This is a genomic window from Microbulbifer agarilyticus, from assembly GCF_020171345.1.
Taxonomy (GTDB): Bacteria; Pseudomonadota; Gammaproteobacteria; order Pseudomonadales; family Cellvibrionaceae; genus Microbulbifer; species Microbulbifer agarilyticus_D.
This window is the reverse complement of sequence record NZ_JAIUZM010000002.1, coordinates 556837-571511: the sequence shown is the minus strand read 5'-3', so window position 1 is coordinate 571511 and position 14675 is coordinate 556837. Positions and strand designations below refer to the sequence as shown.

Below are 14675 nucleotides of genomic sequence, written 5' to 3'. Positions count from 1 at the left end.
CTTAAGGAAACTGCTATTTCGCAGAATATGGAGTCAGGTTTCGCTATCATGGCCGTGAACTACATCAACCGGGGGAGTGCCGCTACTGTGCAGGCATCTGAGAAAACCAGGGACGACGAATGGAGCAATTTGCTGGTTCGCGTCGGTCGTGAACGTGACCGAGCCTCGTTTGAGCAGCTGTTCAGCCACTTCGCGCCCCTCATTCGAGGTTTCCAATTCAGCCGCGGAGGCCAGAGTTCGGCTCCTGAGGCCGCCGATGAACTGATTCAGGAAGTCATGTTCCGGGTTTGGACCAAGGCACCCACCTTCAACCCGGGCAAGGCGTCTGCCAGTACTTGGGTTTTCACCATAATGCGGAACTGTCGTATCGATGCACTGAGGCGTAACAGCCGGCAGCCCGTGACCGACGAGAGCCTGAGTGTTGAAGACATCTGGGACGATAGTCAGGATGAGCAGCCTCTGGTGTTCTTGCAGCAATCGCGCAATCAGAGTGCGATCGCACAGGGCCTTCAGAGCTTGCCCCCGGAACAGAGCCATGTGATCGAAAAGGCCTATGTGGAAGGCAAATCCCACAGCGAAATATCAGAAGAGTTGGGGCTACCCCTTGGCACCGTCAAGTCGCGTGTGCGGTTAGCCCTGAAAAAACTTCAAAGCACACTTGTCAGGTAGGGCACTATGATTCATTACCATCCCGACAACAATATGCTGCTTGAGTACGCCAGCGGCAGTTTAAGCTGGGCACAAAGCCTGGCAGTTTCGGCGCATATTCATTTTTGCCCACAATGTGCGGCGCAAATGAAAATGCTCAATAACGTTGGCGGTAACCTGCTCTCGGCATCCGCACCCGTCGCGTCCGTGGAACGCGAAGATAGCGCGATCTTTGGTGATCTTATGCAGCGCATCGAAGCCCGGGAGAACGAGGAGCATGAGGAGCCGGCGGTACCAGCCAAAGCCGTCAGAGAGCGCACCTCTCGCGACCCGGCTTTCGCTGCGGTACCGCCAGTGGTCAAGAAGTTGCTGGCCCAGAACCCGGTTCTCAAGTGGCGCCGGCTCTCCAAAGGCCTGAAGGAAGCCCGCCTGAAGACAGGCCAGAATGAACTGGAAGTATCGTTTCATCGCATTGCTCCCGGCAGCAAGGTGGCGGAACATGACCACCGCGGCAAAGAAATCACTCTGGTTCTGTACGGTAGTTTTTCTGACGGCGAAGGCGTGTATTCCACAGGCGATTTCCTGGTGCGCGAGCCTGGCCAAGTCCACCGCCCTACTGCGACCCAAGATCAGGAGTGTCTGTGTCTGTCGGTTGTCGAAGCCCCGGTAGCACTGACCGGACTTCTGGGCAGAATGATGAATCCATTCCTGTCACTGAAGCCCCAATAAACAACAGGCACAACAGGCAGACTTTACAACGCAAAACGCCCGGCTTTAGCCGGGCGTTTTGCGTTAAGCATACTGAATTAAATCAGCGCTCAGATGTCAGCATACCCGGCACGCGGGAGCCAGTCTTGCCCGCACTGAAGTGTGATTTCAGTTCACGCCAACGCTCATTGATTTGATCCATCTTCTGGGCCCGCACATGACCGTAGCCGCGTACATCCTGTGGCAGCGACATCAGTTCCTGCGCCTGATCGACATTCGCCACCGACAGGTTTCCAGCGACGGCGAGCACGGTATCGCGGACTTCTCGCGCCCAGCAGCGCTCGCCGCGGCGCTCCGCGGTATAGCCAAATATATCCAGTATCGTACCGCGCAAGACTTTGCCCTTGGCCAATAGTGGCAGCACACGGGTCATCCATGAACCCAGGGCAATCTTGCGAATCCGCCCGCTTGAATCAGGTCGCGCAAGTAGTGGCGGCGCCATCAGGAACTTCAGTTTGTAATCGCCACTAAATGTATTTTCGAGCTGCTGTTTGAAAGTGTCGCTGCTATAGAGGCGGGCCACTTCATATTCATCTTTGTAGGCCATGGCCTTGTACAGACTATGCGCGGCGGCTTCAGTAACCGGGAAGCCGCTGCTACCCATGCGTGACTCCGCGCTACGCAGTGCTTCGATTGCGGAGGAATACTTGCGAGCGTAAGCCGCGTTTTGGTATTCGGCCAACTCCGCCGCCAGACGAGCCACCAGCTGCTGGGTGGTTTCCATTGGCTCCACGACTTTCACTGCCTGCTCTGGCGCCAACAGCTGCTCAATGGCGGCCGGATTTTCCGCGAGCAAACGGCCAGCGCGGAAAGCGCGGAGATTGTTCTCTACCGCCACGCCATTGAGCGTCACAGCCTGTTCCAGCGCAGCGCGGCCAACCGGTAACAAACCTTTCTGGCAGGCGTAGCCCAGCATCATCAGGTTCGCAGCAACGGCGTCGCCAAACAGCGCTTCGGCATAGCGGTTCGCATCAAAGGCAAAGTATTCGCCCGCAGCGGAGCGAATACTGTCGGTGGTGGCATCGGCCGGAAAAGCGAGTTCATTGTTACGTACAAATGCCGCAACCGGAATTTCTGCAGTATTCACTAATGCCTTGATTGAGCCGTTAGCAAACTTGGCCCGCTGCCCCGCGGCAGTGACCATGTCACAGCCCAGCAGCAGGTCGGCGGCACCATCGCGAATTCGCGCGGTGGTGATTTCATCCGGCGCACCCGCAACTTTTACATGCGCCACAACAGCGCCGTTTTTCTGCGAGAGCCCGGTAAAGTAAAGGGTGGTACTACCTTTATCTTCCAGATGTGCCGCCATTCCGAGCAGCGCGGCTACGGTAAGCACCCCACTGCCGCCGATACCGGCAACCAGGATATTCAGCGGCTGCGCCAGTTCCGGCGCAGGTGCGGCTTGCAAGTTTGCACTGGCAGCGTCGATCGCTTCAGCCAGCGTGGTCAATTCGGGCTTCTTCAACTCACCGCCTTCAACGCTGACAAAGCTCGGGCAAAAGCCATCGGCGCAGCGCATATCCTTGTTACAGCTCGACTGATTGACCTGGCGCTTGCGGCCGAACGGCGTTTCTAAAGGCTCTACCGCGATACAGCTGGACTGCACACTGCAGTCGCCACACCCCTCGCACACGCGGTGATTGATCAGAAGGCGGCGCGCAGGATCATCCATCTGGCCTTTCTTACGCCGACGTCGCTTCTCCGCCGCACATACCTGCTCATAAATAATTGCGGTAACCCCGGGGGTTTCGCGCAGCATCCGCTGTACCGCGTCGAGTTCATCGCGGTGAAAGATTTCGAGACCTTGTGGTATCTGATCGTTATGGGTGCGCCAATGGTGTGGGTTTTCACTGACCAGGCACACGCGTCCTACCCCTTCCGCCAACAACTGGCGGGAGAGCGTGGGCACCGTAACCTCTGCATCGGTGGGCTGCCCGCCGGTCATCGCAACCGCGTCGTTCAGCAATATTTTGTAGGTAATATTGATTTTGCTTGCCACCGCTTGACGAATGGCCAGCAGTCCAGAGTGGTTATAGGTACCGTCGCCCATATTCTGGAAAATATGCTTGTCGCTGGAGAAGCGGTGCAGCCCCACCCAGTGCGCACCTTCGCCGCCCATATGGGAATAGGTATCGGTACGCAGCCCCTTGCCGAGGGCCATAATGTGACAGCCAATACCGGCACTACCCGTGCTTCCTTCCGGCAGTTTGGTCGAGGAATTATGCGGGCAGCCCGCACAGAAAATCGGCTCACGGGCCAGTAAACCGCCCACTTTGCAGGGGGTGGAATCGCCAATTTTTTCTGCAAGCGGAATCAGCTTTTCGGCCAGTTCGGTATCCGCCAACCAACGTGTGATTGCCTTCGCTACCTGGTCGGGCCCAAAGCCCCAGATCGCCGGCAACAGGTCGTTGCCTTGCAGATCTTTCTTACCCACAACTTTGGGACGCCGCGCATCTTCCCAGGCATAAAACAGGTTCTTGATCTGATCCTCTACCAGCGGACGCTTCTCTTCCACCACCAGAATACGTTGCATACCTTCCGCAAATTCACTCATGCCACGGGGCTCGAGTGGCCAAGTCATGGCAATCTTGCGAATGGAGATTCCCGCATTGAGCAGATCCTGCTCGGTGAGGTTCAACAGCTTGAGCGCTTCCAAAAGGTCACCATGGGCCTTACCAACGGTGACTATGCCGAAACGCTTCTTGGGCGCCTCGACCAGATTCTTGTCCAAACCATTGGCATAGGCGAAAGCCTGTGCCGCCGGCAGCCGCTCCTCCAGCATGCGGCGTTCGTATTCCATGCGCTCCGCCGGCCAGTTCAGATGCGGATCATAATTGAGACCGTGTACCGGAATCGGGAAACCTTCGGGCGCGGCAAAGCTCGGAAGCGACGGCACCATAACGGAAGCACCGGACTCCACGGTCTCGGTAATGGTTTTGAAGCCAACCCAAAGGCCGGAAAAACGGGAAAGCGCAATGCCCGCGAGCCCCAGTGTAAGGTATTCATCGATCGTCGCCGGGAACAGCAACGGCATCATCACCGATTCAAAGATCTGATCGGTGTTGTGGGAGAACATCGAGGATTCAGCGGTGTGATCGTCCCCGCACAGGGCCAGAACACCGCCGTGTCGAGAGGTACCTTGAATATTTGCCTGGCGAAACACGTCGGCACTGCGGTCGACACCGTGCCCCTTGCCATACCAGATCGAGAAGACACCATCGCGCGTTGCCTGTTTGCGATAGTGATCCAGCAGCTGGGTACCCCAGATATTGGTGGCACCGAGATCTTCGTTGATACCTGGCTCGAAATGGATGTCCCGGCCCGCCAGTAGCTTCTTGTGGCGCCACAGGGATTGGTCGTAGCCGCCCAGAGGAGACCCCCGGTAACCAGAAATAAATCCTGCCGTATTCAGGCCGGCTTGCTCATCCAGGCGCTTTTGCATCAGTGGCAAGCGCACCAGGGCATCAATACCGGTCAGAAACACACGCCCGCTATCACGGGTAAATGCGGCTTTGAGCGAATATTCGCTATCAAAACCCAGTTCCAGATCGCTCTCAACCATCGCCATCGTGGGGATACCTTTTCTCGTACTGTCGGCTACATTGACCGCGACGCGGGCCCAGATACGGGTCATCAGCGTCGTTTATTGTTTTTTGTAAACTATCACCGGCAGCAGCGGCAGGTCATACCAAAATCACCAATAAAGCACGCCGGGACGAGCATAAATCACCACATGGAATCCATTTTCTGCAATAATTGGGTCCTTTGACCCCAGATAATCAGTCAGGTACCACAATGGCCTATCTACTGGACGCCATCGATAAGCACATTCTGGAAATTCTCCAGGAAGACGCCACCATCCCGAATATCGAGCTAGCGGAAAAAGTATGCCTCTCTCCCTCTCCATGCTCCCGCCGGGTGAAAAACCTGCACGAGCAGGGGTTTATCAAGCGCGCAGTCACGCTGCTGGAGCCAGACAAGGTAGGCCTGCCGGTGAGCGTGTTTATCCAGGTCACACTGAACCACCAGGTAAAGAAAGAGCTGCAGCACTTTGAGTCGACCATTGGCCAATGGCCCGAAGTCATGGAGTGTTACCTGATGACGGGTGATTTCGATTACCTACTGCGTGTGGTGGTCCCGAACCTGCACGCCTATCAAGAGTTCCTCGACAAAAAACTGACCGAACTCCCGGGTATCGATCACATCAAGAGCAGCTTCTCTCTCAAGCAGGTGCGTTACCGCACCGAGCTGCCACTGGACCAGCTGCTGGAAAAGTAGCGACATGGCGATGTGACTAGCCGGCACAAGCCAGCGCACACAGAAGCCAAATCCCAGACAAAAAAAGGCCGCGATGCTCAACACATCGCGGCCTTTTTTGATCGACTGCAGCTTGGAATTATTCGCCCGCTGCTGCCGTTCCCTCGGATTTCTCGCCAGGCAGCGGGAAACCGCGATCACGCATCAGCGGCTCAATACCCGCATCGCGACCACGGAACAGGCGATACGCCTCGGCCGGATCGATCGCGTTGCGCGGTGCAAACAGATACTTCACCAGTTTGGCAGCCACTTCTTTGTCATAGAAACCGCCTTCTGCCTCGGCAAATGCTTCCGACGCATCTGATGTCAGCACGTCAGCCCACATGTAGCCGTAATAACCCGCAGAATAACCTTCACCGGAAAAAATATGCCCAAAGTGTGGGGTGCGGTGACGCATTACCAGCTCGGAGGGCATTCCCAGCGCATTCAAGGTTTCACGCTCGAACTTGTCCGGATCAATACCGGTTGGGTCGGTAGTGTGCAGTTTGATATCGACTAGCGCGGAGGCCAGGTACTCGGTAGTGGCAAAGCCCTGATTAAACGTGGCCGCCTGCTTGATCTTCGCTACCAGATCCGCCGGAATGGATTCGCCGGTTTTATAGTGCACCAGATAGTTATCGATGATCGGATCGGTGCTCAACCAACGCTCCAGCAACTGAGACTGGAATTCGGTGTAATCACGCACACCGCCGTTCAGCATCGGATAAGAAACGTTGGAAGCCAGGAAGTGCAGCGCGTGGCCGAACTCGTGGAAGAAAGTCTCCGCATCATCCCAACTTACCAGTACGGGCTCACCGGGTGCGCCCTTGATAAAGTTCGAGTTATTGGATGCAAGGACGGTCTCCTTACCATCAAAGGTGGTGTGATCGCGATACATGCTCGCCCAGGCCCCGGAGCGCTTGCCGGAGCGGGCAAACGGATCCAGATACCACAGACCGATGTGCTCACCAGAGGTCTTATCGGTAACTTCCCAGACTTTCACGTCCTCATGGAATACCGGAACACTGCCCTCTTCCACCGGGGTGAATGTGAAATTAAACAGTTCGCCTGCGACATAGAACATACCTTCACGCAGATTGTCGAGCTGAAGATACTGCTTCACCTCATCAGAATTGAGGTCATATTTTGCCTTGCGCACTTTCTCGGCGTAGAAACGATAATCCCACGGGGCGATCTCGATACCGGCGCTCTCAGCATTCGCCACTGCCTGCATGTCCGCAACTTCCTCATGGACACGCGCCACCGCTGCAGGCCATACCGCTTCCATCAGTGCGATCGCACGCTGAGGGGTTTTCGCCATGCGGTTCTGCAAACGCCACGCGGCGTAGTTATCAAACCCGAGCAAAGCGACGCGCTCGTCACGCAGCTGCAGAATTTCTGCAATGATTGCATTGTTGTCATGCTCGTCACCGTTGTCGCCACGGCTATAGTAATTGTTCCAAACCCTTTCACGCAGCTCACGCTTTGTGGAGTACGTCAGGAAAGGATCCATCGAAGAACGGGTATTGGTAATGGCATATTTGCCCGACTGGCCTTTCTCTGCAGCCAGAGCTGCAGCTGCCTTGACGAAAGATTCCGGCAAACCAGCGAGTTGATCTTCGGACAGGAAAAGATCGTAGCCCTCTTCGTCCGCAAGCACATTATTCGCAAAGCTGGTGTGCAGCTCGGCAAGGCGGTTATTGATTGCCGCGTAGCGTTCCTTGGCCTCTCCGCTCAAGGTTGCACCGTTGGTGGCAAACTCGTCATAGGTCAGCTCGACAACGCGAATCTGCTCGGCGGTGAGGTCAGCATCATTGCGTGCTTCATACACTGCCTTTACACGCTGGAATAGCTTGTCGTTTTGAATAATTTTGGAGCTAAACGCTGCGAGCTTCGGCGCCATCTCGGCCTGCACCGCGCGGAACTCCGGCGATGACATGTTGCCGCTCCAGATTCCCCAATAGGTAAACACACGGCTCAGTGATTTACCGCTGCGCTCCATTTCCGCAATGGTATTGGCGAAGGTCGGTGCTTCCGGATTATTGGCAATCTTATCGATCTCAGCCAGGTTTTCGGCCATGCCAAACTCGAGCGCCGGCTTCAACGCAGCGATATCCATCGCATCAAACGCAGGTACCCCACCAAAAGGACCGGACCATTCGGCTAACAGTACGTTATCGACCGGCGCAGTTGCCGCTACAGACTCGGACACCTGCTCAGCTGCGGGTGACTTCGCCACCGGTTCGGACTCCTTGCTGCAACCTGCGATTGCAACCATTGCTGCGGAAATAGATAGGGCGATCAATGTTTGACGCATCGAAAACGGACCTCGTTATAGTTACTATTTTGGATATCAGACTAATGCTTTCGTCATCACGCAAGTCTACCCCGCTGCAATAGAAGCATCTAGGATTCGACCACAAAGCCCCAACTATTCACGCCAAAATAGGGATGTGACAGCACTCTCCTCTGCCCCTGACCAACAAATCGGATATTTCTGTGGGTCAAACTTGATCAGTCAGTTTGATAACGACTTATTACGTGGATTCTTTTTACCTGAGTGGAAAACAGAACCCGATCGCAATTAGCGATCAACGGCAAGAAAGACATGCGGGATAAGCGGGCCACAGAAAGCAACCCGCTGCGAGAAAGATACCAGCCGGAGAGCGGCTAATTGGCGGGGAAACTCAGGTTTACTGGCGACGATCCTCGACGATAGAGCCAACGGCCTCCAGCTCCTGATCGTGAGCAACTTCGCGCCAGGGCTCCTTGAGCGCCTCCTCGTACCAGGTTCGCATTCCGGGCAGCGTACGAACGCGCTCGGCGTAAACCATCGCCTTATCGCCCAGTGACAATTGATAGCCATATAATCGAAATACTACGGGGGCAAAGAACGCATCGACCGCTGTGAATGTATCCCCTGCCAAGAAAGGACCACCAAAACGGTCCAGGCCCTGCTCCCACAATTCCTCTAACCGTGCCAGGTCCTTCTCGAGTGCCGCATCCACCTGATGCATCGATACGGTGACACCGCAGTTCATGCTGCACTGATTACGCAGCGCGAAAAAGCCGGCATGCATCTCGGCTGCGGCGCAACGCGCCCAAGCGCGGGCCACCTTATCGGCCGGCCATACGGCTGGATAGGTTTCATGCAGATACTCTGCAATCGCCAGGGAATCCCAGACAGTAGCTTCGCCATCGACCAGACATGGCACCAAGCCCGTAGGTGAGAAAGCGCGAAACTTGTCCCAGCTGCCGCCCTCATCAAACGGCACAAGCATTTCCTCAAAAGGAATCTTTAATTCGGTGGCCAACAACCACGGCCGCAACGACCATGAAGAATAGTTTTTATTACCGATATACAGCTGCATGAGCACCCCTCCCCTTGGCAATTAATTGCAGACAAATGTCAGCCAGTGGCTAACCTCGAACGCAATCAGGCTTTTCCATTTCTCCCATCGCGAAGCAGTTCTGAAATGCTAAATGCAAGCTCCAGCACCTGATCCGCATTCAGTCGTGGATCACACTGGGTTTGATAGCAGCTGGCAAGATCCGCTTCAGAAATTTTCCAGGCGCCACCTGTACACTCGGTGACATGCTGCCCGGTCATTTCCAGGTGTATACCACCCGGATGAGTGCCCTCGGCGCGGTGCACAGCGAAGAAGTCACGGATTTCCCGCAGAATATTGTCAAAATTTCGGGTCTTGTAGCCACTGGAGGCTTTTTCTGTATTCCCGTGCATGGGATCGGTGCTCCATACAACGGAGCGCCCTTCCCTTTTCACCACACGCACAAGCTCAGGCAATTTGTCTGCCAGCGTATTTGCCCCCATACGGGTAATCAGGGTCAACCGGCCGGGCTCATTATTGGGATTCAGACGGTCGATCAGACGAATCAATTCATCGGTATCCATATTCGGACCGACCTTCACCCCAATGGGATTCCACACACCCGCCAGAAATTCCACATGCGCGGCATCCAGTTGGCGAGTGCGCTCTCCGATCCACAGCATATGGGCGGAGCAGTCGTACCATTTTCCGGTAAGGCTGTCGGTCCGTGTCAGCGCCTGCTCGTAGTTCAGCAACAGTGCTTCGTGCGATGTGTACAGCGTGGTCTCACGAATCGCCGGTGTATTGCTGGAGTTAACCCCGCATACGGCCATAAATTCCAATGCGTCCTGAAGACGCTCCGCCAATTGCAGATAGCGATCACGCTGCGGATTATTTTCCAGGTAGCTAAGGTTCCAGGCGTGTACCTGATGGAGGTCCGCAAGGCCACCCTGCGCAAAAGCGCGCAGAAGGTTCAGGGTTGCTGCAGACTGATTATACGCTGTGAGCATCCGTTGGGGATCGGGAACCCGCGCATCCGCAGTGAAATCAATCCCGTTGATGATGTCGCCGCGGTAGCTTGGCAGCTCTACGCCCTTAATCGTTTCGGTATCCGCCGAGCGGGGCTTGGCATACTGCCCCGCCATGCGCGCCACTTTGACCACCGGCAAATTGCCGGCAAATGTCAGCACCACCGCCATCTGCAGCAGCACCTTAAAGGTGTCGCGAATACGATTGGCATTGAAGTCAGTGAATGACTCCGCGCAGTCACCCCCCTGCAGCAGAAATGCTTTACCTTCGGCCACTTCCGCCAGCTGCCGACGCAACTCGCGCGCCTCCTCGGCAAACACCAATGGAGGGTAGCCCGACAACTGCTGCTCAACAGCTTGTACGTCGCTCGCAGACCGGTATTTAGGCTGCTGGTGCGCCGTGCGTTCGCGCCAGCTCGCGGGATCCCAGGGTTCAACAACAGATTCTGACACGGTAGCTTCTACCTCAACTTCCATTTTCGGCTAACTCTTCGACTCAATTACGACTCAGCTTTCCAGCACTTCTGCAACGGATGCACAGAAGTACTCCATATTATTTTGACTCAGACCGGCAATGCTGATGCGGCTGGAATCTACCATGTAGATCGAGTAATCCTGCTGCAGCTTCTGCACCTGCTCCGGGGTAATCCCCAAAAATGAGAACATGCCCTTTTGCTGCTGAATAAAGTGGAAATCGCCCACAGCACCAGCCTTTTCCAGACTCTCGACCAGACCTGAGCGCAGGCTGTTGATGCGCTCGCGCATTTCGGTCAGCTCGGCTTCCCAGTTTGCACGCAGGCCCGCATCGGTCAGGATGGCCTCAACGATTGCGCCACCGTGATTGGGCGGCATGGAATAGTTACCACGCACCACATTCAGCAACTGGCTTTGACCGCGGTCGGCAGAATCCGCATCGCGGTAAATGGCCATCGCCATACCCACGCGCTCACGATACAAGCCAAAATTTTTGGAACAGGATGCGGCGACCAGCATTTCCGGCACGGACTCCGCCATCAGGCGCAGGCCAAAGGCGTCAGCGTCCAGGCTATCGCCAAATCCCTGATAAGCCATGTCGATAAACGGGGTGAAGCCCTGCCTCTGTGCCATTTCTGCCAGAACTTGCCACTGTTCGCGACTCAAGTCTGCGCCACAAGGGTTATGACAGCAGGCGTGGAACAGTACCAGCTCACCTTCCCCCACTTGTTTGAGGGTTTCCACCATGGCGTCGAACTTCAGGCTGCTGGTGGCGCGGTCATAATACGGGTAGCTCTTGATCTGCAGGCCTGCATTGCCCAACAGCGGCACATGGTTTGCCCAGGTAGGATCGCTCACCCAAATAGTGGCGTGCTCCTTGGCGCGATTGGCAAACTCGGCAAGCACACGCAGTGCGCCACAACCACCAGGGGTTTGCGCGGAGCGAACACGATTGCCGACCAGCGCCGGGTGACCAGCACCCAGTACAAGCTCCTGCATGGCAGCATTGAAGCCGGCGGTGCCCGCCGGGCCAACATACGCCTTCGTTTCTTCACTGCTCAGCAAACGGGTTTCGGCTTCTTTTACCGCCTGCAACACTGGAGTGTGCCCAGCCTCATCTTTATAAACACCCACCCCCAGATCGATCTTGCGAGGGTTTTCATCAGCCCGGTAAGTCGCCAAAAGGCCGAGAATCGGGTCCGCAGGCAGGCTGCTCAGATGGTCAAACATGGTCACTCCTGGTAGTTCTGGACGACACGCAGGCAAGGCGTGCCGACCAATGAAATCTATAGATGGAATTTAAGAATGGCAGACGGAAAGCCGGTCAGTCGATCAGGCCGCGATTGGCCCAATCCTGCGCACGGGTCATCAGCTTTTCAATAATGCTGTCCAACTGGCCGCGCTCTTCCGCCGAGAGCGAGCCCATGAGGTCGTTCTCGTACTGCTGCGCCAGCGGCACGATACGGTCGTACACATCGCGACCCAACTGGGAAAGGTTCAGCACTTGGCGGCGACGGTCTGCGAGATCTTCACTGCGGGTGATGTAGTCGTTCTTAATCAGAATGGAAACGGCACGACTGATCGCCACCTTGTCCATCGCGGTCTGCTCTACCAGATCCGCTGCGGAAAGGTTTGGAAAGCGGCCGAGAATCGCCATAACCCGCCAGGCGGGAATGGTGAGGTCGAAGCGTGCGCTGTACGCATCGGCGATGGCGTTACTCACCCGGTTGGAGAGAACTGACAAGCGATATGGCAGGAATTTTTCCAGCCGCAGATCATCCGGACGCACGGCATCAATAGGGTCGGAAAATTCCGTAGATGAGCTGTTGGAGTTATCGGTGGTCATCGCGGTCTCTGCACCTGCTAAGGATCGGGTTGTACCAAATTTCAAATGTATCTAAAATTGGTTTCAATTGTAACCACTGCTACAGGTTTTTTTGGCAGTGTGTGCGTTTAATGAGCGCACAGCGTAGCCAGGGGAGCAAAAGAACAGAATTCTTCCGACTAGGCACGCACAGACTGCCCTGAAAGATCGGCAGCGATTATACGGTGTTTGACGTCATTTTTGTCACGATAGACGGCGCACCACGCAAATTATTTGCGCAACGGGTTGATACAACGAGCAATTCTTCGCCCTGTTGCGCCAATCCCCAGACAACCGCTTAAGGATTCAAAGAGATGGAGCTGCACGGCTATTTTCGTTCGTCCGCCAGTTACCGGGTGCGCATCGCCCTCAACCTCAAGGGGCTCAGCTACCAGTACCACGCGGTGAACCTGCTAAAGGGCGAACAGAAAGAGAGCAAGCACCGGCAACTGAATCCTCAGGGCCTGGTTCCCGCGCTGGTCGATGACGGCAATGTTTTGACCCAGTCCCTTGCGATCCTGGAATGGCTGGATGAGCAGCACCCCTCGCCCGCCCTGCTACCGGCACCCCCACTTTTGCGTGCCCGGGTACGCGCACTGGCCTACAACGTGGCCTGCGATATCCAACCGATTCAAAATCTGCGGGTGCTTAAATATCTACAGAGTGAACTGGGCGCGAGCGATGAGCAGAAGGTCCAGTGGGTACGCCATTGGATAGGATTGGGATTTGAGGCACTGGAAACCCAACTGGCTGCGCATACGAACACACAGCGCGCCCCATTTGCTGGCGGCGATACGCCGGGGCTGTTTGAATGCTGTTTGATTCCGCAGATTTATAACGCTGAACGCTTTGGCGTGACGGTTTCCGACTACCCAACAATCTCCGCCATTGCGGATGCCTGTGCTGCCCTACTCGCATTCCAGCAGGCGCGCCCGGAGAATCAGCCCGATAGCACGCTCTAGCAGCTAAGGGCGATACAAAGGTGTCGATTCGCTACCGGTGGGTAGCGAGCACCTGCTGATTACCCGGCTTCTCCGGGTCGAAGAAATCATCGTGCAGACGATACTCGGCGCTCACCGGATAATGCAGGACATGCAACGGCTCCGCATGGGAATCCGGCACCCCAGCAAACGCACGTCTATATCGCCGATTAGTGGCGCTTCACCGCGGGCAAGTCGGGTCCGCCACTGGTACGGGTAGGTTTAAGCCCTGCAAATTCCATAGGCGATCCCTGCCTACTCGAATTGTGCTCCGGGCTCGGTGCCCGGAGCGAAAGAATCAGCGGCGCGCCGCGACGATCCCTCCTGTCATAGCGGCAAATGCGCCGAGAATACCGACGCCCACCAGGCTGTACAGGCTAATGCTGTGCTCTGAGACACTCGCCAGCAAGTCCTGGAGGGGGAACTGCCAGCACACGATGGCAGATGCAGCGATCACCGCCGCATACTGATAACGGGTGGCACGGCGCTCATCGCGTTTTGCCGGCACCGGCGGCAACTCCGCCATTACGCGGTCACAGAAGCCCGAATCGTCTAAATGCGGCTCGTTAAACTGCAGCTGCTGGGAAAGCCAAGTGTCAAAATCGGGTTCACCATCCGCCGTCGGATGGGTGCCACTTACAACACCGTTTTTTATCACCATACCTGTTGATCCTCCTCTCTTAAGAGAGGAATTGCCCTTCTCGGGTTCCATGGACTGTTTATCGAACTCAGCCACTTACTACCTCCTCCTGCCAGGCCTGAAGCAGAGACTGCAACTTGGCCCGCGCACGGTTGACGTGGGATTTTACCGTGCCCAGCGGCAACTTCATAATGCTAGCAGCTTCTTCATGTGAAAAACCACGCTGCATACACAAATGCACTGCCTGTCGCTGGGCGTCGCTTAACTCCCCCAAGGCCGAGTTCAGGTCTCTGGCCATACCCAACTGCTGCGCTTCTTCGACGCTTTCCTGGGCCTGTGCGGAATCCACCGCATCCTGGTCGACTACCGGAGCATTCTTACGCTTGTGGCTCATGACCAGATTGTAGGCGATACGGTACAACCAGGTGCTAAACCGGGCATCACCCCGGAACGCTGGCAGCGCCTTGTAGGCCTTAATAAAGGCCTCCTGCGCCATATCGTCCGCAAGACCCTGGTCGCCATCACACAGTTGACGGAGCGAGAATCGCAACTGTGACTGATAGCGACGAACCAGCTGGGCGTAAGCCCGCTGGTCCCCGTCTTCGACGACGCGCCTGATCAGATCCTCATCATCGAGGTTCATGACTG

General features: G+C 55.9%; 13 protein-coding genes. 4 read left to right on the top strand and 9 right to left on the bottom strand.

Annotated elements, in window-relative coordinates; all coding sequences use genetic code 11:
• Positions 1–48: 48 nt before the first annotated feature.
• Together LCM31_RS09570 and LCM31_RS09565 are read left to right on the top strand one after the other, a co-directional pair.
• Positions 49–669 (top strand): sigma-70 family RNA polymerase sigma factor, encoded by a 621-nt coding sequence (locus LCM31_RS09570; RefSeq protein ID WP_224869521.1) that lies wholly within the window; start codon positions 49–51, stop codon positions 667–669.
• Between the two features lie 6 nt (positions 670–675).
• Positions 676–1377 carry a ChrR family anti-sigma-E factor gene (locus LCM31_RS09565; protein WP_224869519.1) on the top strand — a complete coding sequence of 234 codons (702 nt, stop codon included), beginning with the start codon at positions 676–678 and terminating at the stop codon, positions 1375–1377.
• An 82-nt stretch (positions 1378–1459) separates the two neighbouring features.
• Here LCM31_RS09565 and LCM31_RS09560 read toward each other — a convergent pair whose 3' ends face one another.
• Complete coding sequence (locus LCM31_RS09560; RefSeq protein ID WP_224869517.1) at positions 1460–5050, bottom strand: indolepyruvate ferredoxin oxidoreductase family protein; 3591 nt, start codon at positions 5048–5050, stop codon at positions 1460–1462.
• Positions 5051–5211: 161 nt separating this feature from the next.
• Between LCM31_RS09560 and LCM31_RS09555 the strand changes: the two genes are divergently transcribed.
• Positions 5212–5694 (top strand): Lrp/AsnC family transcriptional regulator, encoded by a 483-nt coding sequence (locus LCM31_RS09555; protein ID WP_010130896.1) that lies wholly within the window; start codon positions 5212–5214, stop codon positions 5692–5694.
• A 118-nt stretch (positions 5695–5812) separates the two neighbouring features.
• Here LCM31_RS09555 and LCM31_RS09550 read toward each other — a convergent pair whose 3' ends face one another.
• From LCM31_RS09550 to LCM31_RS09530, 5 genes are all read right to left on the bottom strand, one after another.
• Positions 5813–8029: a M3 family metallopeptidase gene (locus tag LCM31_RS09550; RefSeq protein ID WP_224869515.1), complete on the bottom strand. Its 2217-nt coding sequence runs from the start codon at positions 8027–8029 to the stop codon at positions 5813–5815.
• Between the two features lie 376 nt (positions 8030–8405).
• The gene (locus tag LCM31_RS09545) at positions 8406–9083 is read right to left on the bottom strand and encodes a glutathione S-transferase family protein (protein WP_224869513.1); all 678 of its coding nucleotides are present in this window, start codon (positions 9081–9083) and stop codon (positions 8406–8408) included.
• A 65-nt stretch (positions 9084–9148) separates the two neighbouring features.
• Positions 9149–10546, bottom strand: coding sequence for a class II 3-deoxy-7-phosphoheptulonate synthase (locus LCM31_RS09540; RefSeq protein ID WP_224869511.1), 1398 nt, complete (start codon positions 10544–10546; stop codon positions 9149–9151).
• A gap of 30 nt (positions 10547–10576) precedes the next feature.
• Positions 10577–11773, bottom strand: a complete 1197-nt coding sequence (locus LCM31_RS09535; protein WP_224869509.1) for an amino acid aminotransferase — start codon at positions 11771–11773, stop codon at positions 10577–10579.
• Positions 11774–11867: 94 nt separating this feature from the next.
• On the bottom strand, positions 11868–12389 hold the full coding sequence (locus LCM31_RS09530; RefSeq protein ID WP_222228489.1) for a MarR family winged helix-turn-helix transcriptional regulator: 522 nt from the start codon (positions 12387–12389) through the stop codon (positions 11868–11870).
• A 332-nt stretch (positions 12390–12721) separates the two neighbouring features.
• On the opposite strand from LCM31_RS09530, the gene maiA reads away from it, so the two are divergent.
• Entirely contained in the window at positions 12722–13369 is a 648-nt protein-coding gene (maiA, locus tag LCM31_RS09525; protein ID WP_224869506.1) for a maleylacetoacetate isomerase, read from the top strand.
• A gap of 31 nt (positions 13370–13400) precedes the next feature.
• Here the strand turns inward: maiA and LCM31_RS16315 are convergent, their stop codons facing one another.
• The 3 genes from LCM31_RS16315 to LCM31_RS09515 all read right to left on the bottom strand — a co-directional run bounded on the left by LCM31_RS16315 (position 13401) and on the right by LCM31_RS09515 (position 14670).
• A complete protein-coding gene (locus tag LCM31_RS16315) occupies positions 13401–13529 on the bottom strand; it encodes a hypothetical protein (RefSeq protein ID WP_263601024.1) in 129 nt (42 codons plus the stop codon).
• A 156-nt stretch (positions 13530–13685) separates the two neighbouring features.
• The gene (locus LCM31_RS09520) at positions 13686–14048 is read right to left on the bottom strand and encodes a hypothetical protein (RefSeq protein ID WP_224869504.1); all 363 of its coding nucleotides are present in this window, start codon (positions 14046–14048) and stop codon (positions 13686–13688) included.
• Positions 14049–14115: 67 nt separating this feature from the next.
• Complete coding sequence (locus LCM31_RS09515; protein ID WP_222228497.1) at positions 14116–14670, bottom strand: sigma-70 family RNA polymerase sigma factor; 555 nt, start codon at positions 14668–14670, stop codon at positions 14116–14118.
• Positions 14671–14675 lie beyond the last annotated feature (5 nt).